Below are 23,473 nucleotides of genomic sequence, written 5' to 3' on the forward strand. Positions count from 1 at the left end.
TCAGGCTTTTTATTATACTTCCATGATGATAGGAAGTACCATTGGACGGCGTTTTGTTTTTTCGAACAAGAACGGCGCAATTGTATCTGTAATTTCATTTTTGATTTCAGACCATTGTGTTGTTTTTCTTTCCATCACTTTATTCAAATGAGCAGAAACGATTTTTTGTGCCTCATTGATAAGGTCTTCTGATTCACGCATGTATACAAATCCGCGAGAGATGATATCCGGACCGGAAGCGATGCGGAATTCTTTCATATTAATGCTGACAACAACGATGACTAGTCCCTCTTCGGAAAGGATGCGGCGATCACGTAATACGATATTACCAATATCACCAATACCGCTGCCGTCCACATAAATGGAACCGGATGGAATCTTACCTGCAATGGCAGCACTATCTTTGCCTAATGCCAGTACATCTCCGTTATCCATGATGAATGAATTCTCTTCGCTAATTCCAGTAAGCTTACCAAGTTTCATATGCTCTACTAGCATGCGGTATTCCCCGTGAATTGGCATGAAGTATTTCGGATTCATCAGGCGAAGCATTAGCTTCTGTTCTTCTTGACTGCCGTGACCGGAAGTGTGGATGTTATTCAATGCGCCATGGATAACATCAGCTCCTGCACGATATAGCATATTGATGATACGGCTAACGCTGATTGCGTTACCCGGAATCGGTGAAGACGAGAAGACAACCGAATCACCAGGCTGAATTTGAATCTGACGATGTGTTCCGTTGGCAATACGAGAAAGTGCAGCCATCGGTTCACCTTGGGAACCCGTACATAGGATAACAACTTCATTCGCTGGCAGACGATTGATCTGATGCGAATCAATGAATGTTTCCTTCGGTGCATTGATGAATCCAAGTTCGATACCAAGGTTGATGTTTGTTTCCATGCTTCTTCCGAAAATGGCAACTTTACGACCTGTTTTCACAGCTGAATCAATTACTTGCTGCAACCGATGGATATTGGAAGCAAAAGTAGCGAAAATCAAGCGGCCATCGACACGTCTGAAAATATCGCTGATACTTTCACCAACAACACGTTCAGACATGGTGAATCCTGGTACTTCACTGTTAGTTGAGTCGGATAGTAAGCAAAGTACGCCTTCTTTGCCGATTTCAGCCATTTTAGCTATGTCAGCTGGCTGGCCGACTGGAGTGAAATCAAATTTGAAGTCACCAGTATGCACGATGTTGCCAGGAGGGGTCTTGACGACTACACCGAACGATTCTGGAATACTGTGTGTTGTACGGAAGAAGCTGACAGAAGTCTTTCTGAACTTGATGATGTCATCTTCCCCATAAATGTTAAGCTTGGCATTACGCAAGAGGCCGTGCTCATCCAATTTATTTTTGATCATTCCCATTGCAAGTTTCCCTGCATAAATCGGAATGTTCACTTCTTTCAAGAGGTAAGGTACGCCGCCGATGTGGTCCTCGTGACCATGAGTAATGAACAAGCCTTTGATTTTGTCCTGGTTTTGGACGATGTAAGTGAAATCAGGAATAACATAATCGATACCGAGAAGCTCGTCCTCAGGGAATTTGATTCCTGCATCGATGATGATGATTTCATCCTGGAATTGGACCCCATACATGTTTTTGCCGATTTCTCCGAGTCCGCCGATGGCAAAAACAGCTGTTTGGTCATTTTTTACGAATTTCATTTCGCTTGCTCCAATTTGAAGTCTTCGGATTGCTTCTCATATGCAAGATGCGCTTCATCGAGCGGCTGGATGAACTCGATGTTGATGTCGCGATCTGCTAATGTGTTACGTACCTGTCTTACACTTTCCGCTTCCATGTACAAGCTTTTAGAACGCTCGCGTACAGGAATTTCGGATGGGTTTTCCTGATAAAATACTTTAAATACCATATCTATCTCTCCTATTCTTATGGTTGACAATTGCTTTATATCCATAACGAACGGAGCAAGTCTGTTTATGAACCGAATTGCTGGCGTATTGCTATTCAGTTAGATCTTGTCCGCACGTAGTAGGCACTCGTCGTTTTTGGCCAAATAAATCTTTCCACCGTTTCTTTAACTTTTCCTTCAAACGCTTGAGCACACGAAGCAACTCCTTTCGTTTCGAGAAAAGCAAGAAAAAACGTTTACCCGTCCAATCCCTCTTACTTACAGTATAGTATGAAAACGCTAAGATGAAAACAAAAACACAGCATACTTTCAAAAAAACTGCCGATAAAAGGAAGGGAAGGTTGTTTTCTCTTGGGATTCATGTAAAGATATTTTTCGACGAACCTGCATAACTTATACTCGATTATAAGAAGTAGAGAAGAAAGATGCAAGGGCAGGAACGACTAGGAGGAGGATGTACTATGGAGAAAAGAATCGTATTCCTTGATATCGATGGCACTATTCTGAATACAAAGGGTGAAATTCCTCAGGCAACAAAAGAAGCTGTTCAGGCATTGAAGGAGAATGGTCATTACGTTGCAATAGCGACAGGGCGGGCTCCGTTCATGTTTGAGGAAATCCGCAAAGAGCTTGGTATTAATTCCTTTGTAAGCTATAACGGTCAGTACGTCGTTTTCGAAGATGAAGTCATCTATCGTAATCCAATCAAAAGGGAGCATTTGCTGCATTTGTATGATGAAGCATCCGAGAAAGAGCATGCGATGGTGTTTATGGGAGATACGATCATGAAGGCTTCGGAAACGGATAATGAATTTGTGCGTGACAGCCTGGCGTCCCTTGGGTTTACATATCCGGAAATTGATAAAGACTATTTCCATCATGAACCAATTTACCAAGCGCTTCTATTTTGTGAGGCAGATGATCAAGAAGAATATTCCTCCCATCATAACCATGTCCGGTTCATTCGATGGCATCCGCTTTCCTGTGATGTCCTGCCTGGTGATGGTTCCAAGAAAATCGGAGTTATGAAGTTGCTGGAAGCAGCAGGCCTTTCTGTACACTCAGCATATGCTTGCGGAGATGGACTGAATGATTTGGAGATGATCGAATTTGCCGGCACTGGTATTGTGATGGGGAATGCAGTGCCGGAATTGAAAGAGCTGGCTGACATCCAGACCGCCCATGTGGATGAAGACGGACTTGCGCTTGGCCTGAAAGAGGCTGGGTTGATATAAAAAAATGCGCACTCTCGGAGAGTGCGCATTTTTTTATAATTCAATCGGTTTAGAGTTATCCGGCTGTGCGAAAGGATCCTCTTTATTAATTCGATCATAGAACATCGTTCCGTTTAAATGGTCGATTTCATGCTGGAAGACAACAGCTGCATAGCCTTTCAGGCGCAGTTTGACTTCTTTACCTTCCAATGTGACAGCTTTGACTGTTATCCGGGAATAACGAGGTACATACCCAGGGATTTCACGATCAACCGAAAGGCAGCCTTCACCGCTCATCAAATACGTATGTTCGACAGAATGACTGACGATTTTCGGATTGAAAAGGCCGTATTCATAGAAGGTACCATTAGGATCTTCGAAATAGACAGCTATCATGCGCTTGGAAATGCCGATTTGTGGTGCCGCAAGTCCTACGCCGGGACGCAGATCATACTTCGTCGCAATGTCCTCATCCTGGCTGTTTTTCAAGTATTCGAGCATATCTGTCAATGTTTGTTTATCTTCTTCCGATGCAGGCAGTTCCACTGCTTCTGCAACTTGCTCTAGAATCGGATTGCCTTCACGGATAATATCTTCCATGGTAATCATGCTGATCACTCCTTGCACTGTTACTTTTCCGTTCTATAGTGTATCACAAGAATGTCTGTCTGACACAAGAACAAGTTTGAGGACTCGTTTATCGTATTTCTTTCACGAATTTTCTGTTTGGTATACAATGTAGGGGAATACATAGAAGCTGTGGGAAACATGGCAGAGGAGGATACGTTTTGCGCAAGTTAGGATTAGGCATACTCCTGATGGGGAGCGCTGTGGGACTCACTGCATGTAATAATGCGTCGCCGGAGGAGCAGGTATACAATCATTTGGAGGAGACTGTATCTCTGGAATCAGGATATGTCGAACAGCAAGAGTCTTTGGCAGATTTGGAAAAGAAAGAACAGGACTTATATAATGAAATTTTGCAGCTGGGTACAGATGAACTGGACCAAATCAAGAGTAAATCCCAAGAAGCAATCGACGTGATCGGACAGCGTAAAGATGCGCTTGCGAAAGAAAAAGAAAGCTTGGATAAGGCGGAAGCTGAATTCGAGGAAGTGGATTCTATCATTGATGAGCTGGAAAACGATGATGCAAAGCAGAAGGCACAGAAACTATATGAAACGATGGAGGCACGTTACAGTGCATATGACAAACTCCATGAAGCATATACGAAAGTGTTGGATGAAGATAATACCCTGTATGACATGTTCCAGCAAGATGACATTACGCAGGATGAATTAACCAGTCAAATCGAAAAGATTAATGCAGGTTATGAAGAAATCAAATCGGCCAATGAAGAGTTCAATACTCAGACAGAGGCATTCAATGAGCAAAAACAGCAGTTTTATGAAGCTGCGGGTCTGAATGTAAAGAACCAATAAGGAGGAACCCTTTTCCCAGAGTGGGAAAAGGGTTTTTTTAATTGTACTGATACAGTGTCAACATATTGTGTAGTACAGTTGAGGATTAGAGAATTGCGAAGATTTCTTTAATACCGTTTTCATAAATTCTTAGCAATATCTAATCTAAGTTGTTGACGTTTTCCGGCAAGATAAGCTAAACTATAACAGGACATGAATTGTATCACTATTTGTTATCATGATTTATGTAACAGTTTTGTGTACTTCTGTTGTAACCGGTTAAACGAGGGGATGCAGCGGGTACAGTAAACTATTGTGGTACTTCCAGTGTTTTTGGAAAGGCTATTACAGTAAATATAGTTCTAGGAAGGATAGGTGACTAGCTTTGAAACGTACGCTAGAAGGTATTGAAGAACAGTTTGAAATGCTTCAGATCCTTAACGAAAATGGCGAAGTTGTAAACGAAGAAGCTTTGCCGGATTTGTCAGATGAAGAATTGAAGGAATTAATGCACAGAATGGTGTATACGCGCATCCTTGATCAGCGCTCCATTGCATTGAATAGACAAGGTAGACTAGGATTCTATGCTCCTACAGCAGGTCAGGAAGCGTCCCAGCTTGGTACGCATTTCGCTTTGGAGAAAGAAGATTTCATCTTGCCTGGTTACCGTGATGTACCGCAGCTTATCTGGCACGGTCTTCCACTTTATCAAGCATTCCTATTTTCCCGTGGTCACTTCCATGGAAACCAATTCCCTGAAGGTGTGAACGCGCTAAGCCCGCAGATCATCATCGGTGCTCAGTATACTCAAGCAGCTGGTGTTGCATTAGGTATGAAACGCCGCGGCAAGAAATCCGTTGCAATCACTTACACAGGTGACGGCGGTACTTCTGAGGGAGACTTCTACGAAGGTATGAACTTTGCAGCAGTATATGATGCACCGGCTATCTTCGTTGTACAAAATAACCATTTCGCGATCTCTGTTCCACGTGAGAAACAGACTAAAGCGAAAACGTTGGCACAAAAAGCAGTTGCAGTTGGCATTCCTGGAATCCAAGTAGACGGTATGGACGTACTTGCTGTATATGCAGCTACAAAACAAGCTCGTGAGCGTGCGATCAACGGCGAAGGTCCTACTTTGATCGAAACACTTACTTACCGTTACGGCCCGCATACAATGGCTGGTGATGACCCAACTCGCTACCGTACAGAAGAAATGGATACTGAGTGGGAAAGACAAGATCCATTGGTACGTTTCCGCAAGTACTTGGAAGCAAAAGGCCTATGGTCAGAAGAAGAAGAAAACAAAGTGATCGACCAAGCGAAAGAAGAAATCAAAGCTGCGATCAAAGATGCGGATAACTATCCGAAAATGAAAGTATCCGACTTGATCAACAACATGTACGAAGTACTTCCTTCTAACCTTGAAGAACAATTGGAAGTGTACAAAGAAAAGGAGTCGAAGTAAGTCATGGCACAAATGACAATGATCCAAGCAATCACTGATGCTCTCCGTACGGAACTGAAGAATGACGAAAACGTTATGGTCTTCGGGGAAGACGTTGGTAAAAACGGCGGCGTATTCCGTGCTACTGAAGGTCTGCAAGCTGAATTCGGCGAGGACCGCGTATTCGATACACCACTTGCAGAATCTGCAATCGGCGGTATGGCTGTAGGTCTTGCGATCGAAGGCTTCCGTCCAGTACCTGAAATCCAATTCTTTGGCTTCGTATACGAAGTTATGGATGCAATCAGCGGACAATTGGCTCGTTTGCGCTACCGTTCCGGCGGCACGCAAAACGCTCCTGTCACAATCCGTGCGCCATTCGGCGGCGGTGTGCACACTCCTGAGCTGCACGCGGATTCCCTTGAAGGACTTATGGCACAACAGCCTGGTCTTAAAGTTGTTATCCCATCCAACCCTTATGATGCAAAAGGTCTTTTGATCTCTGCGATCCGCGATAACGATCCAGTTATCTACCTTGAGCACATGAAACTTTACCGTTCATTCCGTGAAGAGGTTCCTGAAGAGGAATACACAGTTGAAATCGGTAAAGCTGCTGTTAAACGTGAAGGTACTGATGTAACATTGATCGCTTATGGCGCAATGGTTCAAGCTTCTTTGAAAGCTGCAGAAGAACTTGAGAAAAACAATGTATCTGCTGAAGTAATCGACTTGCGTACTGTAAGCCCGATCGATCTTGATACAGTTCTTGCATCTGTTAAGAAAACTGGCCGTGTTGTAGTTGTGCAGGAAGCACAGCGTCAAGCTGGTATCGCTGCTCACTTGATCTCTGAGATCCAAGAGCGCGCTATCCTTCATCTTGAAGCACCAGTTATGCGTGTTGCAGCACCGGATACTGTATTTGCTTTCTCACAAGCAGAAGAAGTATGGCTTCCAAACCATAACGACATCGTGGAAAAAGCGAACGAAGTAATCAATTTCTAAAAGCAGAATCAGGAGGTAATTATTTTGGCTTTCGAATTCAAAATGCCGGATATCGGTGAAGGTATTCACGAAGGTGAAATCGTAAAATGGTTCGTCAAAGAAGGCGACACAGTAGCAGAGGACGACGTACTTTGCGAAGTCCAAAACGATAAAGCAGTAGTTGAAATCCCATCTCCTTATGAGGGTACAGTAAGCAAGATCTCTGTAGGTGAAGGTGAAGTAGCAATCGTTGGTGATACACTTATCACATTCGATGGCGAAGCTGGCGATGCAGCTGGCGGAGATGCTCCGGCTCCAGCTGAGCAGGAACAGACTTCCATCCAAGCTAATGGTACGGAATCCAACGAAACTGTTGAAAAAATCAAAGAAGAAGGTCCTAAAGCTGAAGCTGGCGAAGCTCCATCTGGCGATCTAATCATCGCAATGCCTTCTGTGCGCAAATATGCTCGTGAGCAAGGTGTAGACATCAAACAAGTATCTGGTTCTGGTAAAGGCGGCCGTGTACTAGCTGAAGATATCGACAGCTTTAAAAACGGCGGCGCTGCGAAAGCTGCACCACAAGCTGAAGCTGCTCAAGAGCCTGCTGCTGAACAAAAACAATCTGCTCCAGTTGTTTCTGGTGATGAATACCCTGAATCCAGAGAGAAAATGAGCGGTATCCGTCGTGCAATCGCTAAGGCGATGGTTACTTCTAAAACTACAGCTCCTCACGTTACGTTGATGGATGAAGTAGATGTAACTGAGCTTGTTGCGCACCGTAAGAAATTCAAAGCTGTTGCAGCTGAAAAAGAAATCAAGCTAACGTATCTTCCTTACGTTGCCAAAGCGCTTGTTTCTGTATTGAAAAACTTCCCGATCTTGAACTCTTCCATCGACGATGCGACAGACGAGATCGTTACAAAACATTATTACAACATTGGTATCGCAGCTGACACTGAAAAAGGTCTTCTTGTACCAGTTGTGAAAAATGCGGATCGCAAGTCCATCTTTACTATTTCCCAGGAAATCAACGAGCTTGCTGTTAAAGCGCGTGATGGAAAACTTGCTCCGAATGAAATGAAGGGTGCTTCCAGCACTATCTCTAACATCGGTTCTGCAGGCGGTCAGTGGTTCACTCCGGTAATCAACTACCCTGAAGCAGCAATCCTAGGTGTTGGACGTATTGCCGAAAAAGCAATCGTTAAAGACGGCGAGATCGTTGCAGCTCCAGTGCTTGCACTTTCTCTAAGCTTCGACCATAGAATCGTTGACGGTGCAACTGCTCAAACAGCAATGAACCACTTGAAACGTCTATTGGCTGATCCACAACTAATCATGATGGAGGGATAAGAAATGGTAGTAGGAGACTTCCCAATCGAATTAGATACTCTTGTGGTAGGTGCGGGACCTGGCGGCTATGTAGCTGCCATCCGCGCTGCACAAGAAGGTCAAAAAGTAACAGTAGTAGAAAAAGGAAACCTTGGCGGTGTTTGTTTGAACGTCGGCTGTATTCCTTCCAAAGCATTGATCCAAGCGGGTCACAAAGCGGAATACGCTCATGGTGATGCAGATCTTGGTATCTCTACTGAAGGTGCAAAAGTAGACTTCTCAAAAGTACAGGATTGGAAAGCTAGTGTTGTAAACAAGCTTACTTCCGGTGTTGGCAGTCTATTGAAAGGAAACAAAGTAGACGTTGTAAGCGGTGAAGTTTACTTCGTAGACAAAAACACTGTTAAAGTAATGGATGAGAAGAGCTCTCAGACTTACACTTTCAACAACTGTATCATTGCAACTGGTTCTACACCGATCGAGCTTCCAAGCTTCAAATACTCTGATCGCGTACTAGATTCTACTGGTGCACTTAACTTGAAAGAAATTCCTAAGAAACTCGTTGTTATCGGCGGCGGTTACGTAGGAATCGAGCTTGGTACTGCTTATGCTAACTTCGGTACTGAAGTTACTGTCCTTGAAGGATTGAAAGACATCCTTGGCGGTTTCGAGAAACAAATGACTTCCCTTGTTTCCCGCAGACTTAAGAAAAAAGGCGTTAACATCGTTACAGAAGCTATGGCTAAAGGCGTTGAAGAAACAGCTGACGGCGTAAAAGTAACGTATGAAGCAAAAGGTAAAGAAGAAACTATCGATGCTGATTATGTACTTGTTACAGTTGGCCGTCGCCCTAACACTTCCGAACTAGGTTTGGAAGGAGTAGGTATCAAGATGACTGACCGCGGACTTATCGAAATCGATGAACAGTGCCGTACAAACATCGAAAACATTTATGCAATCGGTGATATCGTAGAAGGCCCGCCACTTGCACACAAAGCTTCTTACGAAGGTAAGATCGCTGCGGAAGCAATCAGCGGCAAACCATCTGCTATCGATTACAATGGTATTCCGATGGTAGTCTTCTCCGAGCCTGAACTTGCTTCTGTAGGTCATACAGAGCAGTCTGCTAAAGATGCTGGCTACAAAGTAAAAGCTTCTAAATTCCCATTTGCTGCAAATGGTCGTGCGCTATCTCTTAACGACAGTGATGGTTTCATGAAACTTATCACTCGTGAAGAAGACGGTGTTATCCTTGGTGCTCAAATCGCTGGTCCAAACGCGAGCGATATGATTGCTGAGCTTGGCCTTGCGGTTGAATCTGGAATTACGGCGGAAGATATTGCACTTACAATCCATGCTCACCCATCTCTTGGCGAGATCACTATGGAAGCTGCTGAAGTTGCAATCGGCACACCTATCCATATCGTAAAATAATAAAGAGAGAGCCTATCCTTCGGGGATAGGCTCTTTTTTTATTTCTCCGTATAATTTGTCTACTTTAAAGTTGTTGCCAGTAAACCAATCCTCTATGTTTAGTTCCAATCGTTTACCTCGAGATAATGCTGTCATTAATTGTTTGGTTTTAAAAGAGTAAGCAAAGGTATGTAATGTACCAAACAGCCGATTATAGTCTTCGAAGAAAAGGGGAGAAGCGGGATCAGAAAACAAATCAAATAATTCCTGCTGTGACATTGTGGAGGTTTTAGTGTTCAGAAGGAATTTTTCCCGCTTAGCGGAACTTGTCATATCTTGTCGATTTAATGCTTCTAAATCGCTGTGCTTAAAGTGGTTGACGCAGTTTAAACCTGCTCTTGAAGACAGGACGCAAACCTTCTCAGGAGTGACTTCAATGACAGCGTGCGTACCCTTTGCATCTCCAACTGAGAAGTTGTAGCAAGCTGCATGCGGCAGCTCTTTGAATAGATCGATGACCTGCTGAGTTGTTTCGCACGTATCAAGAGCGATTCTAAGAACAGTCCAAGCAGATAGGCCTTTACGGTATCCCTGATTACTGACAAAGTGCAGGCCTATTGTCAACCCTTTTTCGTTTACCCCATCATGTCTGCCAATTAACTGCAGATTATAGCCAATCGATCCATATGCCTCTTCTGGCGCTATAAAACTAAGGCAATGATCGTAAAGGGAGGGGCTGAAATCATAATTGCGTACGTAGTGGTACTGATCAACATAAGCAGAACAGCCAAGAGCTTGTGGTCTGGGCATATTATAGCCGCTGTACAATATTGCCGCTTCCTGTTGTGTTTTTCCTAAACCATCAGCTAACCCTTGCAGCTCATCTAATAGGTGGGGAGCATAATTCGAGAACAGTGCTTTAATTTCTTCATATTTAGTTCGCTGGGAAGAGAGCTGGCTGAATTGCTGGAGAATAGGGTTCTCAGTATAAGCAGCAGCTGTTTTCTTTCCTATTTTATATGCGCTTCCTCTAGCTTGAATAATTGCAGCTTGTATTTCTTCCATAAAATCACCCCTTCTGCAGATTATATTTCGGCGAAATTCAAAAGAAATCCTGCAAAGGAAAAAGACAGGAGTGTTAATCTCCTGTCTTTTTCGTCGGTTGTTTCGGCTTGTTGTCAAGATTTAGCCTTTTTGCTTCTCTTTTAAAGGTGATAATAAGTGATACAACTACTAAGATCAGAATTATAGCAAATGGGAAGGCTGCTATTATCGAGGCAGTCTGTAATGCTCCCAGACCGTCCGCACCGCCGACCCATAGAAGGATTGCTGCTGTTGCTGATTGGATTAATCCCCAAATAAGTTTAATTGTTTTAGAAGGGTTCAGATCGCCGTTAGTCGTCTGCATACCCAATACGAATGTAGCTGAATCGGCGGAAGTTATAAAGAATGTTGCAATTAATAGTAGCGCTAATACGGATAAGATCATACCGCCAGGAAGCTGTGATAGCATTGCGAATAATCCTACTTCCTCACCTAGTGATGAGATCTCGCTGAACAGGTCGATATTCTGGAAGTATTCCATATGAATTCCTGTGGCACCGAATACCGCAAACCATATTGCTCCAAAGATTGTCGGCACTAGAAGTACACCCATGACAAATTCTCTTATTGTACGCCCTCGTGAAACTCTGGCGATGAAGGTCGCTACAAATGGGGCCCATGCAATCCACCACGCCCAATAGAAAAGTGTCCAATCTCCTATCCAAGAATTGTCAGCATCATAAGGTGTCAGGCGTAAGCTCCATTCCGGCAGGTGCTGCACGTACTGTCCCAAAGATGTAACAAGGGAATTGAGGATAAAATTAGTTGGTCCTAGAAACAGTACTGCAAGCATAAGCAGCACTGCAAAAATTATATTAGCATTACTCAGTATTTTTATCCCTCTGTCTAAGCCGGTTAATGCTGAACCTATGAATAATACAGTTACAATTACAATAATGAGCAGCTCTGTACCGAAGGTTGGTTCTATTCCGTCGAAAATATAAGATAGTCCTCCACTAATTTGAATAGCGCCAAGACCAAGGGAAGTTGCTACACCAAAGATGGTCGCAAAAACTGCGATGATATCAATTAATTTTCCAAGCGGACCATGTATACGCTCACCGAAGATTGGTTCCAAAATTGCACTTATTACGCCACCTTTGGATTGTTTGCGGAAGGTGAAATAAGCGATTGCTAACGCGAGTATTGCGTAAGTTGCCCATGGATGCAGTCCCCAGTGGAAGAAGCTGTAGGATAGGGCAGTTGTACCAGCTTCAGCAGTTTGCGCATCACCTACGATCGTCGGAGGATTATTGAAATGGTTGAGTGGTTCTGAAGCTCCCCAAAATACCAAGCCAATACCCATACCTGCACTAAATAGCATAGCAAACCAAGATATGTAGCTGTACTCTGGTTTGTCATCAGGTTTGCCTAATGTAATTTTTCCGTATTTGGAGAACATGAGGAAAAATGCGAAACCGAGGAAAATTGTAGTAGCAATTAAGTAGAACCAGCCAAACTGATCGATAAGGAAGGTTTGAATGGTATTCGTTACATTTGCAGTATTTCCGTTGGGAAGTACAGATTCCGGAATGCTGCCCCAAATAAGGAAAGCTACCACAATTCCGATTCCCCACCAAAATACACTTGTTGTTTTCTTCATAAAAAATTCCTTTCTGCTTTAAAGCTCGTATAAGAGTGCGTAAGTGAATAGTATAACAATGTCTACTAGGAGTTCCTACCCGTTATGGGAAATTAGTAAACCTTAACCGGTACATTTCTCCTAATCTCGACATATAATGACCTACTTACATTACAAGTCCAAATATTTCCTCTATAATGGCAGTACTATGTCAATTTGGAGGTTATAGCAGTGAAGAGATTTTTAGTATTTCCCATGCTTATCGGCTTATCCGGCGTGTTAATGACCGGTTGTGCCAGCTCGGAGCAAACGAGTACAGAGTCAAATAATATGGAGAGTACAGAGAGCGCGTCTTCTGAACGGAATCAAACAAAGCAAGGTGATCAAGAACAAGAAGAAGTACAGCAGAACGCAGAGGAAAAACAGGAACAGCAGGAACCACAATATAAAGTCTCGGAAGTGTCTTCCATCGTCCCGATTGACGGTGCCGAACCGCAGGTCGCACTTCTGACATTCGATGACGCTCCCGACAAACATGCGCTTGAAATAGCTGAATCGTTGAAGGAAGCTGATGCACCAGCAATATTTTTCGTGAACGGTCACTTTTTGACAACTGATGAACAAAAGGAAACATTGAAGAAAATTCATGACATGGGGTTTGCAATCGGGAACCATACCTACAGTCATGCCAATCTGAATGATCTGACCGACGAAGAAGTAAAAGAGGAAATTCTCAAAGTGAACGAAGAGGTTGAGGAGATCATTGGAGAAAAACCTGAATTCTTCAGAGCTCCGTTTGGAGAGAATACAGACTACAGCAGACAGCTGGCTGAAGATGAGGGAATGACGGTGATGAACTGGACTTATGGATACGATTGGGAAAGCCAGTATCAGGACAGTGATGCTTTAGCGGATATCATGGTAAACACGGAACTGCTAGGCAATGGAGCCAATCTCCTCATGCATGATAGAGAATGGACAGCTCAAGCTGTACCAGACATTGTGACCGGCTTGAAAGATAAAGGCTATGACCTTGTGGAACCAGATACAATAGAGCGACCTTCATAAAAAAACTCCCCATACGGGGAGTTTTTTATTGGAAAGCATGGTGTTCTTTGATAACGCGGATATATTCAATCGATTCATCCATCAAACCTTGTACCGGCAGGCCGGCTTCCAGATTTCTTTTTATATAGCTGATATTATCGATACTGATGATTTCACCTGGAATGAAAATCGGGATTCCTGGCGGATAGACCATGATGGATTCAGCACTGATCCGGCCTTCTGCTTCTGCAAGCGGAATTGCTTCTATATCTGCATAAAAAGCATCGCGGGGACTTAAGGATAAGACAGGTATTTCTGGTATAGATACCTCAATTTCGACTGCAGAAATCTGTGCTTGACGAAGGTCTGCCAAATCTGTCAATGCATCTATAAGCTGCTGGATTTCCACAACTGTATCAGCCGGTGTTACCAAAAACAGCAAGTTATACAAGTCGGATAGTTCAACCTCGATATTTTTTTCTTTTCGCAGCCAGCGCTCTGCTTCGCTGCCGGATATACCGAGCTGTTTTACAGACACAAGCAGTTTGGTAGGATCCATGGCAAAAGCAGCCTCTGACCCAAGGATTTCCTCACCAGCACAATATAGGCCTTCTATGGCGTTGATGCTTTGCCGAGCATCATTTGCCAGCCGGATGGCATGTTCGTTCATCTCTTGACCTTTGGTGGCAAGCTGGCGGCGTGCTGCATCCAAGGATGCGAGAAGTATATAAGAAGTACTCGTCGAAGTAAGCATGGAAAGGACCGTTTGAACCTGTTCATGACGAACCAAACCCTCACGCAGATTCAAAATGGAGCTTTGCGTCAATGAACCTCCCAGTTTGTGGACACTGGTTGCAGCAAGGTCTGCTCCTGCAGCCATGGCTGATACAGGCATTTCATCGTGAAAGTGAATGTGAACACCATGTGCTTCGTCAACTAGAACAGGGACTTCATAACTGTGGGAAATCTCTACGATACGTGCTAAATCGGCAGCAACACCAAAGTAGGTCGGATTGATGACGAGAACAGCTTTTGCATCCGGATTCGCTTCCAATGCTTTTTCTACGGCTTCCGGAGTGATACCGTGCGATATACCTAGCTTCTCATCCACTTGAGGATGTACGAAGACAGGTATCGCTCCAGAGAAGATGAGCGCGCTGGTCACGGATTTATGGACGTTCCGTGGGACGATGATCTTATCTCCTGGTTTACATACACTCATTACCATTGCCATGATCGGAGTGCTTGTTCCCTGGACCGAAAAGAACGTATAGTCCGCTCCGAAAGCTTTAGCAGCAAGCTGTTGTGCTTCTTGGATCATCCCATGGGGGTGATGTAAATCGTCCAGAGGTTCTATATTTATCAAATCGATGGAAAGAGCATTCTCACCTATAAATTCCGAGAATTCTTTATCCATTCCTTTGCCGGTTTTATGTCCTGGTATATGGAACTGTAACGGTTTGTTCGCCGCATGCTTGCGCACACCATCGAACAGTGGTGCTTGATCTTGTGAAAACATCTTAGCTGACACCTCTTTACAAGTTAAAAACAAAAGAATTATAGCAAAACTGCGACACGATTACTAGCGTCGCATGGAAAGTTATTTTCGTGTTACACTATTATCCAGGGAAAAGGAGGGATAGAATGAATTACAGCTATCCAATTGATGAAACATGGACGAAAGAGGAAATCATTGACGTAGTGAATTTCTTCTCATTAGTGGAGCGTACATATGAAGATGGAAGTGTACGGGAAGATCTGCTGCTCGCGTATGAACGTTTCAAGAAAGTTGTACCTTCAAAATCAGAAGAAAAACAGCTGGATGCTAAGTTTCAAAAGGATTCTGGTTATTCCAGCTATAGAGCAGTCCAGAAAGCTAAGGCTGCTTCACCTGGGGCAAAAATAAATATGTAAAAAATCCCTTCCTCATACAGGAAGGGATTTTTCTTATACGGGCTCGTAAGCCGCCTGTTCGTAAAGGATAGCTGTATGTTTTAGGACATCCTGACATACCTTAAGGAAAGCTTCCTTAGAAGCAAGTGCAGGGTCATCAGGCCGCAAATGAATCCCGCATACTAGTTCTGCTTTTTTGACATGCTGCAGTCGATCTGCAATTTTGTCGTATAACTCTTCGGAAATAGGAGAAGCATCGGGTTTCATATGATCCATTGACCAGACGTAATGAGAAGGGATGGATTCGAGAATCTGCTTTTTTGCTTCTGTCATTTTCTGACCGAGTGTTTCCTTTAACGGGCTTTCATAAATAAGGGCAAACTGAATGAAAACATGTGTACCCCACAACCCTATTTGAAAATGAGGCAGCTTTTTATATCCGCGTTTGCTGGATGCAAGAGCGGACCATGTGTCGTTCGGTGCGTTCTTCGTGCGTCGTGCATGCTTAGCTACATGGACATACATATCATGGTCTGTCACTTGTTCTGCGAACGGAGCTAGTTCTGTCGCGATCATCTCCAATTTTGGAGAGAGGCGGCTGCGAAGCACTTCCATTCTCTCATCTAAACCATCTATCGTAAAAACATCGAAATCTTCTTTTGTGAATAATGCTGTCATTAATGTCACTCCTTGCAGAAATCTTCCTTCATCATACCCGTCCAATAGGTAAAATGCAAGCAAGGAAAGGTTTACAAACCGCACTGCAGTGGTAATAAGAAACAACTTGATAGGATGGTATAAATAGATAGGAGGAGATGAAGATGCGTGATGTAATGGAGGCGTTACGAAAAAGGGAAGCTCAAGAGAAGGTGCCTGCTATACGTCTTGAAATCGATTATTATCTAGTTACTTTACATGATGCCATGCAGGAGGAAGATGACAAAGCAGTGAAGGAAGCTAAGGCGAAGCTTCGTGTACTCAGCGAGCAATTGAATCGGTTCGAATCATGAATTATTTGTGATAAGCTAGTGGAAAGAATGGGGGCCACATGATGGAGCAATCAATGAAGCATACATTGCATAAGCAAGCACAACAGTGGGTGTTGGAAGCGGGACAGCTTATCAAAGAGAAAATGGATGAGCCATTGGAGATCATGACAAAGTCAAGCCCGAAAGATCTTGTAACAAAGATGGATAAAGCAGTGGAGTCCTTCTTTTTGGAAAAAATACGCGAGAACTACCCATCACATAAAGTGTTAGGGGAGGAAGGTATTGGAGAAGCTGTTTCTGAAACGAAAGGCACAGTCTGGATAATCGATCCGATTGACGGAACGATGAATTTTGTCCATCAGAAATCTAACTTCGCCATATCAATAGGCATTATACATGATGGTGTTGCGGAAATAGGAATCATTTACAATGTGATGGAGGATACACTCTATCATGCAAAGCGCGGCGAAGGGGCCTTCAAGGATGATTTTCAGTTGCCAAACCTTCCTGAAAAGACACTCGATCAATCGATCATAGAGCTCAATCATTTCTGGCTCTGTCCCAATCGCCGTGTGAATGAAGAAAAGCTGCAGCAGCTCGTCTATCGTGCAATGGGAACGCGAGCATATGGATCAGCAGCATTGGAGCTGGCTTTTCTGGCTGAGGGGATTACAGATGCTTACTTAACCTTCAGTCTGCAGCCCTGGGATTATGCTGGTGGATTTGTAATCCTCCAAGAAGTAGGAGGAAAACTGACCGATGCGACAGGGGAGCCCGTCGATTTTCTGAATAAGACAACAGTAGTCGCAGCTAATAGCAGCATCCACGGGGAATTGATCAAGGATTATATCGAATTGAAATAAAAAAGACGGGTTAGCCCGTCTTTTTTACTGTCCTTTTCTTTTTGCGAAGATACCAGCACCCATAATGAAGAAACCGGCGATTATCGCAACTGTCATTAAACCATAGTTTTGATAGCTGATCGTCACGCCTGCTGCTACGAAGCAAGCAATAACCATTATTGCAGTCAGCAAAGCTAATCCCTTTGACATCGTCTCACCTCATTTATTAAATTAAAGGTTCATCTGTCTTCTTTTCCCGGTATAAATTGAAGTTCCCGGTCGCTTTTCGTTCCTTCGTCCGCAATGAGATACGGTCTGAGCAATCGCTGCATATATGCATGGTATTGCGCCGATTCCGCAGTTTCTTTGCATGCGGACTTCCTTCATCTATTTCTTCGACTTTATCGCAAAGTACACATTTTACACGCATGCTATCACCTCAGGAGAGTATAATACTTTTCCAGTTTACCATACGGAATGCTATTGTGTGTATCTTACAAAAAGTCTCTATCAGTCATATCCGCTTCCGGTAGATTATAAACAGGAACTCAGCAGATCTTTATTTGACGGATGGCTTTGATTGGATCTTCTTTTCTGCTGGGCAGGTAACAGTGGGCAGGTCCGGTTTCTTTGATGCTGCGTCCATCTACTGCGAACAGAAACATACTTTCCTTAAGCTCGTCCAAAGGTACAATTTCTTCACCAGTGTCTGTCAGAAATACCGCATGCGTGGCATCTGCTTGTATACTGGCTGTGTTGAGGAAATCGGAGATAGGCATAACATAACTGTTTTCAAGTGCCAGCTTTCTTTCGGCCTTAGTAAGGCTCTTATTGATAGGCGGTTTCATTTTTTGCTGATATACAGAACGATCCCAGTGTTTTTCTTCCGAAGCGGGAACTGACTCGACCTCTTTAAAAGCGTTTTCAAAAAGGATTTTGCGATCATCAAAAATCCAGACGGATGGATCAAGTGTTAGTGGGAAATCCACTTTGCCTGTCAGGGTGATTACCATATAGTGACACTTCCTTTTCCAGTAGTATCTATAGATACAGCTTAACATAAAGAATGTGACAATTGACAACGATTCGACAAAAATATTAGCTGGACGTGTCTTGCAATTTAGCAGGACTACCGCTAGAATTGTATAGAAGAAGTCTGTTTAACGGAGGGATAATATTGATATCTGAGATCACCGTTAGTAATCAAGAGAAAGCATATGCCCTTCTTTTGGCGGATGCTGATAAAATACTTAAACTAATCAAAGTACAGATGGACAATTTGACCATGCCTCAATGTCCGCTTTATGAAGAAGTACTCGATACTCAAATGTTTGGTTTGTCACGTGAGATAGATTTTGCAATTCGATTGAATCTCGTAAAAGAAGAAGATGGAAAAGAGCTTCTTGAAAACTTGGAAAGGCAATTGAATGTGCTGCATGAGGCAGCGCAGCGGTCTATGCGTCCTTAAAGCTTACGGCCGCCTGCAATTGCTTGTACGGGCATCCCATACGAACGATGAAACCCCATTGCCCTTTTATTCGGCGGGGTTTTTTTATTATTCTATGAATCTGGCGGTTTGTAACGATCGTAAAATACATACTATGGGAGCTTTAAAATGAAAAAAAGATTGCGTAATTTCGATTTTACTTTGCTATTCACCCCACTGCTGCTGACCGTTTTCGGAGCAGTGATGATTTACAGTGCAAGCTATACAGTGGCAGTAGTCAAATACGATGCTTCACCAACGTTCTTTTTTGTCAGATCGTTGATATGGATTACTTTAGCTGTTCCAATCTATGCGTTTTTCTGTTTTGTTCCATACCAGAAGTTCCAGAAATGGATTAAGCCGATCTTGCTGGTAGTTGTCGTCCTGCTGATTCTCGTCTTATTTACGGAAAAAGCAAATGGATCTCGCTCATGGTTCGATCTTGGATTTTTCAGTCTGCAGCCAGCCGAATTGGCTAAAGTAGCTATGATTATCTATCTTTCTGCAGTCTATGCCAAAAAACAGAAATACCTGGACAGTTTTTCAAAAGGCGTATTGCCGCCTCTTATTGCATTAGGCCTCATTCTTGGCTTGATCGTGATCCAGCCGGATGTTGGTTCAGCTTCTATCGTATTCCTGATATCCTGCTCGATCATAATCAGTGCCGGTATTCGTTTAAGGCATTTGAGTCTATTGATTGCAGCAGGTGTCGGACTAATACTCGCTGTATTGCCGCACATGGTCAACGAAGAACGTATCTCACGTTTCACTGGAGCTTATCAGCCATTCAGTGACGAGAACGTCCAAGACGGAGGCTTCCAGCTTGTACAATCCTATCTTGCTATCGGCACAGGCGGGATTTTCGGGGACGGGCTGGGACAAGGCATCCAAAAGCTAGGCTATCTGCCAGAGCCGCATACAGACTTTATCATGGCTGTCATAGCGGAAGAGCTCGGATTTATCGGAGTTGCTGCAGTACTGGCAATGCTCGCAATCATTGTGCTGCGCGGATTCTATATCGCCAGACAATGCCGCGACAGTTTCGGTTCGTTATTGGCAATAGGCATTTCGTCGATGGTGGGGATCCAGACCTTCATCAATCTGGGCGCAATCACCGGTCTATTGCCAATCACAGGTGTTACACTGCCATTTGTCAGTTACGGCGGTACATCCTTGATGATTCTATTCGCCTCCATGGGTATTCTGAATAATATCGCCAAGCATGTACGTTCACAAGAGCTGATTGTGTCAGAAAGCACCTTTACGCAGGACAAGCGGGGAAGACGTCCCTCCAATCGACAGAGGATCCGCACCACTAGTACTACTACACAAACCAGGGAAAAGACTAGAGGAGGAGAACGATGGACGAACTAAGGGGAATCAACAAAGTTCTAGTAGCAAATAGAGGGGAAATTGCGATTCGTGTATTCCGGGCTTGTGTCGAGCTTGGAATACATACGGTTGCAATTTATTCGAAAGAGGACAAATCTTCAAGTCACCGCTTCAAGGCGGATGAGGCATATCTGGTCGGCGAGGGGAAAAAGCCGATTGATGCCTATCTTGATATCGAAAATATTCTAGAAATTGCGAAAACCTCCGGTGCGGATGCTATTCATCCAGGATACGGTTTCCTTTCTGAGAATATTCATTTTGCCAGACGCTGTGAAGAGGAAGGGATCATCTTCATCGGCCCGCGCAGCGAACAACTTGACATGTTTGGGGATAAAGTAAAAGCGAGACAGCAGGCTTTACTTGCTGAAATACCGGTGATCCCTGGTACTGACGGACCTGTCCAAACGCTGGACGATGTTAGAGCCTTTGCTGATACCCACAACTACCCAATCATTATCAAAGCTTCTTTGGGCGGCGGCGGACGTGGTATGCGTGTCGTGCGTTCAGCAGAAGAGCTGGCCGAAGCTTATGAGCGAGCGAAATCAGAGGCTAAAGCAGCTTTCGGCAGTGATGAAGTGTATGTGGAGAAGCTTATTGAAAATCCAAAACATATCGAGGTACAGATCCTTGGGGATAGTGCCGGCAATGTTATACATTTATACGAACGTGATTGCTCCATACAGAGAAGGCATCAAAAAGTGATTGAGGTAGCTCCAAGTGTTGGTCTGCCGGAATCACTTCGGATTGCTATTTGTGATGCGGCAGTTAAATTGATGAAAAATGTTTCCTATCTCAACGCAGGAACAGTTGAATTTCTTGTTTCAGATAACGAATTCTATTTCATCGAGGTTAATCCCCGTGTCCAAGTAGAGCATACCATCACGGAACTGGTAACTGGTGTGGATATCGTTCAGACACAGCTTTTGCTGGCTCAAGGATACAGCCTTCAAGACGAACGTCTTCATATTCCGGCGCAGTCTGAGATTAAGACAAACGGTTATGCAATACAGGCACGTGTAACGACAGAGGATCCGCTAAATAACTTCATGCCGGATACAGGTAAGATAATGGCGTATCGTTCCAGTGGAGGCTTCGGTGTTCGACTGGATGGCGGTAATGCTTTCCAAGGCTCCGTCATTAGCTCTTACTATGATTCCCTGCTCGTTAAAGTATCGACGTGGGCGGCGGATTACAAACAAGCTGCATACAAAATGGAAAGAAACCTTCGCGAGTTCCGTATTCGAGGCATCAAGACAAACATTCCATTCCTGGAAAACGTCATCCTGCATGACAAGTTTTTGTCTGCTGATTATACAACTGGCTTTATCGATGAAACTCCGGAACTGTTCGTCTTTCCGAAACGTCAGGACAGAGGAACGAAGATGCTCCAGTATATCGGCTATACAACTGTCAATGGATTTGATGGCGGCGGAAAAGTCGAAAAACCTGATTTTCCGAATCCGAGAGTTCCGAAGCTTGCAAAAGGGCTCGATTACCAGAACGGAACAAAACAGATTCTGGATGCACATGGTCCGGAAGGGCTTGCTGACTGGCTGAAAGAGCAGGAAGAAGTCTTGCTGACGGATACAACTTTCCGAGATGCTCACCAATCACTGCTTGCTACCCGTGTAAGAACGAAGGATCTATTAACAATAGCTGAGCCAACTGCCAAACTATTGCCGAACCTATTTTCTGTTGAGATGTGGGGCGGTGCTACCTTCGACGTGGCTTATCGTTTCCTGAAGGAAGATCCGTGGGAGCGCTTGGCTAAGCTGCGTGAGAAAATGCCGAACGTGCTGTTCCAGATGCTGCTTCGTGCAAGCAACGCTGTAGGGTACAAAAACTATCCGGATAACGTCGTTGAGAAATTCGTCAAAGAAAGTGCCGAAGCCGGCATTGATGTGTACCGTATCTTCGATAGCTTGAACTGGATCGAAAACATGAAGCCAGCTATTGAGGCTGTCCGCAACCAAAATAAAGTGGCAGAAGCTGCGCTTTGTTACAGCGGGGATATCCTGGATCCGAGCCGGACGAAATATGATCTGGCTTATTATACGAAGATGGCGAAAGAGCTTGAATCAGCAGGTGCTAATATTATCGGAATAAAAGACATGGCAGGATTGCTTAAACCGCAGGCAGCATATGATCTTGTCAGTGCTTTGAAGGATACCGTATCACTACCGATCCATTTGCATACGCATGATACGAGCGGTAACGGAGTTTTGACATATGTGAAGGCAGTGGAAGCTGGTGTAGATGTTGTCGACGTGGCTGCAGGTTCTATGGCTGGCCTTACTTCTCAGCCGAGCGCAAGCTCCTTCTATCACGCGATGCAGGGGATGGAGCGCAGGCCGTCCATTAATGTTGAAAATTATGATGAACTGGGATCTTATTGGGAAGATGTCCGCACTCGCTACAGTGATTTCGAGAGCGGCATGAAGGCTCCGCATGCTGAAGTATATCTGCATGAAATGCCAGGCGGACAATACAGCAATTTGCTGCAGCAGGCTAATGCGGTTGGACTAGGCGATCGCTGGGATGAAGTGAAGGTCATGTACAGAAGAGTAAACGATCTTTTCGGAGATGTTATCAAGGTTACACCTTCCTCCAAGGTTGTAGGTGATATGGCATTATTCATGGTTCAAAACGACTTGGATGAAAGAAGTGTCATCGAGAGAGGTGCAGCACTTGACTTCCCGGATTCTGTTATCGAATTCGCTCAAGGCTATCTTGGTCAGCCTTATGGCGGCTTCCCGAAAGAATTACAGAAGGTCATTGTAAAGGATCGGGAGGTAATCACCGAACGACCGGGCAAACTGCTTCCGCCTGTTGATTTTGATGAGCTGCGAAGTGAATTGGATGAAAAAGTGGAAGCTGACATTACAGAACAGGATGTTACTGCTTACTCCTTGTATCCGAAAGTGTTTGAAACGTACGCAGCTTTCAAAGAAGCTTATGGTGACTTGTCTGTACTGACAACACCAACTTTCTTCTACGGTATGAAGCTGGATGAAGAAATCGAAGTGGAAATAGAACCAGGAAAGACCTTGATCGTAAAGCTTGTTGCAATTGGGGAAGCAGGGCCGGATGCGATGCGGACGATCTACTTCGAATTCAATGGACAGCCTCGTGAAGTACTAGTTCGGGATGAACAGGTACAGGCAACAGTTAAGACGACACCAAAAGCTGATAAACAAAATAAAAAGCATATTGGTGCGACAATGCCTGGAACAGTTATCAGATCACTCGTTACTGGCGGGGAGCATGTACAAAAAGGACAGCAGCTTCTTATTACAGAAGCGATGAAGATGGAAACAACAGTACAAGCGCCATTTGATGGGAAAATCAAAGACGTTTATGTGAAAGATGGAGAACCGATTCAGGTTGGGGATCTGCTAGTAGAATTTGAATAAAAAAAAGAGGTCCGTGCTATAACAGCAGCGG

At 44.0% G+C, this 23,473-nt stretch carries 23 protein-coding genes; 13 read left to right on the forward strand and 10 right to left on the reverse strand.

Features of this window, described 5'->3' with window-relative positions; genetic code table 11:
- Nucleotides 1–12 precede the first annotated feature (12 nt).
- Nucleotides 13–1,680, reverse strand: coding sequence for a ribonuclease J1 (gene rnjA, locus ACH6C1_RS06405; RefSeq protein ID WP_095222980.1), 1,668 nt, complete (start codon nt 1,678–1,680; stop codon nt 13–15).
- Nucleotides 1,677–1,889, reverse strand: a complete 213-nt coding sequence (locus tag ACH6C1_RS06410; RefSeq protein ID WP_095222981.1) for a DNA-dependent RNA polymerase subunit epsilon — start codon at nt 1,887–1,889, stop codon at nt 1,677–1,679. Before ACH6C1_RS06410 ends, rnjA begins: the two co-directional genes overlap by 4 nt.
- Nucleotides 1,890–2,350: 461 nt before the next feature.
- Here ACH6C1_RS06410 and ACH6C1_RS06415 point away from each other — a divergent pair, with 461 nt between their 5' ends.
- Nucleotides 2,351–3,124, forward strand: a complete 774-nt coding sequence (locus tag ACH6C1_RS06415; RefSeq protein ID WP_374075688.1) for a Cof-type HAD-IIB family hydrolase — start codon at nt 2,351–2,353, stop codon at nt 3,122–3,124.
- 33 nt (nt 3,125–3,157) lie between these two features.
- Here ACH6C1_RS06415 and def read toward each other — a convergent pair whose 3' ends face one another.
- Nucleotides 3,158–3,712, reverse strand: a complete 555-nt coding sequence (def, locus tag ACH6C1_RS06420) for a peptide deformylase (RefSeq protein ID WP_095222983.1) — start codon at nt 3,710–3,712, stop codon at nt 3,158–3,160.
- A gap of 179 nt (nt 3,713–3,891) precedes the next feature.
- On the opposite strand from def, the gene ACH6C1_RS06425 reads away from it, so the two are divergent.
- From ACH6C1_RS06425 to lpdA, 5 genes are all read left to right on the forward strand, one after another.
- Complete coding sequence (locus tag ACH6C1_RS06425) at nt 3,892–4,545, forward strand: YkyA family protein (protein ID WP_374075691.1); 654 nt, start codon at nt 3,892–3,894, stop codon at nt 4,543–4,545.
- 403 nt (nt 4,546–4,948) lie between these two features.
- On the forward strand, nt 4,949–5,992 hold the full coding sequence (pdhA, locus tag ACH6C1_RS06430) for a pyruvate dehydrogenase (acetyl-transferring) E1 component subunit alpha (RefSeq protein WP_170937536.1): 1,044 nt from the start codon (nt 4,949–4,951) through the stop codon (nt 5,990–5,992).
- 3 nt (nt 5,993–5,995) lie between these two features.
- Nucleotides 5,996–6,973, forward strand: coding sequence for an alpha-ketoacid dehydrogenase subunit beta (locus ACH6C1_RS06435; RefSeq protein WP_095222984.1), 978 nt, complete (start codon nt 5,996–5,998; stop codon nt 6,971–6,973).
- Between the two features lie 24 nt (nt 6,974–6,997).
- Nucleotides 6,998–8,302, forward strand: a complete 1,305-nt coding sequence (locus ACH6C1_RS06440) for a dihydrolipoamide acetyltransferase family protein (protein WP_095222985.1) — start codon at nt 6,998–7,000, stop codon at nt 8,300–8,302.
- A 3-nt stretch (nt 8,303–8,305) separates the two neighbouring features.
- Entirely contained in the window at nt 8,306–9,715 is a 1,410-nt protein-coding gene (gene lpdA / locus ACH6C1_RS06445) for a dihydrolipoyl dehydrogenase (RefSeq protein ID WP_374075694.1), read from the forward strand.
- A 12-nt stretch (nt 9,716–9,727) separates the two neighbouring features.
- Here the strand turns inward: lpdA and ACH6C1_RS06450 are convergent, their stop codons facing one another.
- The gene (locus ACH6C1_RS06450; RefSeq protein ID WP_374075696.1) at nt 9,728–10,759 is read right to left on the reverse strand and encodes a C45 family autoproteolytic acyltransferase/hydrolase; all 1,032 of its coding nucleotides are present in this window, start codon (nt 10,757–10,759) and stop codon (nt 9,728–9,730) included.
- A 73-nt stretch (nt 10,760–10,832) separates the two neighbouring features.
- The gene (locus tag ACH6C1_RS06455; protein ID WP_374075698.1) at nt 10,833–12,401 is read right to left on the reverse strand and encodes a glycine betaine uptake BCCT transporter; all 1,569 of its coding nucleotides are present in this window, start codon (nt 12,399–12,401) and stop codon (nt 10,833–10,835) included.
- A gap of 210 nt (nt 12,402–12,611) precedes the next feature.
- Here ACH6C1_RS06455 and ACH6C1_RS06460 point away from each other — a divergent pair, with 210 nt between their 5' ends.
- Nucleotides 12,612–13,448 carry a polysaccharide deacetylase family protein gene (locus ACH6C1_RS06460; RefSeq protein WP_374075700.1) on the forward strand — a complete coding sequence of 279 codons (837 nt, stop codon included), beginning with the start codon at nt 12,612–12,614 and terminating at the stop codon, nt 13,446–13,448.
- A gap of 25 nt (nt 13,449–13,473) precedes the next feature.
- Here ACH6C1_RS06460 and ACH6C1_RS06465 read toward each other — a convergent pair whose 3' ends face one another.
- The gene (locus ACH6C1_RS06465) at nt 13,474–14,946 is read right to left on the reverse strand and encodes an aminotransferase class I/II-fold pyridoxal phosphate-dependent enzyme (protein WP_374075702.1); all 1,473 of its coding nucleotides are present in this window, start codon (nt 14,944–14,946) and stop codon (nt 13,474–13,476) included.
- Nucleotides 14,947–15,071: 125 nt separating this feature from the next.
- Between ACH6C1_RS06465 and ACH6C1_RS06470 the strand changes: the two genes are divergently transcribed.
- The gene (locus tag ACH6C1_RS06470; RefSeq protein WP_095222990.1) at nt 15,072–15,341 is read left to right on the forward strand and encodes a UPF0223 family protein; all 270 of its coding nucleotides are present in this window, start codon (nt 15,072–15,074) and stop codon (nt 15,339–15,341) included.
- Nucleotides 15,342–15,374: 33 nt separating this feature from the next.
- Here the strand turns inward: ACH6C1_RS06470 and ACH6C1_RS06475 are convergent, their stop codons facing one another.
- Nucleotides 15,375–15,998: a YktB family protein gene (locus ACH6C1_RS06475; RefSeq protein ID WP_374075705.1), complete on the reverse strand. Its 624-nt coding sequence runs from the start codon at nt 15,996–15,998 to the stop codon at nt 15,375–15,377.
- A 143-nt stretch (nt 15,999–16,141) separates the two neighbouring features.
- On the opposite strand from ACH6C1_RS06475, the gene ACH6C1_RS06480 reads away from it, so the two are divergent.
- Together ACH6C1_RS06480 and ACH6C1_RS06485 are read left to right on the forward strand one after the other, a co-directional pair.
- Nucleotides 16,142–16,330: a hypothetical protein gene (locus tag ACH6C1_RS06480; RefSeq protein WP_176465728.1), complete on the forward strand. Its 189-nt coding sequence runs from the start codon at nt 16,142–16,144 to the stop codon at nt 16,328–16,330.
- Between the two features lie 38 nt (nt 16,331–16,368).
- Nucleotides 16,369–17,172, forward strand: coding sequence for an inositol monophosphatase family protein (locus tag ACH6C1_RS06485; protein ID WP_374075708.1), 804 nt, complete (start codon nt 16,369–16,371; stop codon nt 17,170–17,172).
- 24 nt (nt 17,173–17,196) lie between these two features.
- Here the strand turns inward: ACH6C1_RS06485 and ACH6C1_RS06490 are convergent, their stop codons facing one another.
- The 3 genes from ACH6C1_RS06490 to ACH6C1_RS06500 all read right to left on the reverse strand — a co-directional run bounded on the left by ACH6C1_RS06490 (nt 17,197) and on the right by ACH6C1_RS06500 (nt 18,164).
- On the reverse strand, nt 17,197–17,361 hold the full coding sequence (locus ACH6C1_RS06490; RefSeq protein ID WP_176465729.1) for a DUF5325 family protein: 165 nt from the start codon (nt 17,359–17,361) through the stop codon (nt 17,197–17,199).
- Nucleotides 17,362–17,377: 16 nt separating this feature from the next.
- Entirely contained in the window at nt 17,378–17,581 is a 204-nt protein-coding gene (locus tag ACH6C1_RS06495; RefSeq protein WP_095222994.1) for a YlaI family protein, read from the reverse strand.
- Nucleotides 17,582–17,699: 118 nt separating this feature from the next.
- Nucleotides 17,700–18,164, reverse strand: a complete 465-nt coding sequence (locus ACH6C1_RS06500) for a hypothetical protein (protein ID WP_366249479.1) — start codon at nt 18,162–18,164, stop codon at nt 17,700–17,702.
- A 164-nt stretch (nt 18,165–18,328) separates the two neighbouring features.
- Between ACH6C1_RS06500 and ACH6C1_RS06505 the strand changes: the two genes are divergently transcribed.
- The 3 genes from ACH6C1_RS06505 to pyc all read left to right on the forward strand — a co-directional run bounded on the left by ACH6C1_RS06505 (nt 18,329) and on the right by pyc (nt 23,442).
- A complete protein-coding gene (locus tag ACH6C1_RS06505) occupies nt 18,329–18,619 on the forward strand; it encodes an Fpa/YlaN family protein (RefSeq protein WP_038559874.1) in 291 nt (96 codons plus the stop codon).
- A gap of 147 nt (nt 18,620–18,766) precedes the next feature.
- The gene (gene ftsW / locus ACH6C1_RS06510; protein ID WP_374075711.1) at nt 18,767–20,011 is read left to right on the forward strand and encodes a putative lipid II flippase FtsW; all 1,245 of its coding nucleotides are present in this window, start codon (nt 18,767–18,769) and stop codon (nt 20,009–20,011) included.
- A complete protein-coding gene (pyc, locus tag ACH6C1_RS06515; protein ID WP_374075713.1) occupies nt 19,999–23,442 on the forward strand; it encodes a pyruvate carboxylase in 3,444 nt (1,147 codons plus the stop codon). The genes ftsW and pyc overlap by 13 nt, the downstream gene beginning before the upstream one ends.
- Nucleotides 23,443–23,473 lie beyond the last annotated feature (31 nt).

Source organism: Terribacillus sp. JSM ZJ617 (assembly GCF_044383785.1).
Taxonomy (GTDB): Bacteria; Bacillota; Bacilli; order Bacillales; family Amphibacillaceae; genus Terribacillus.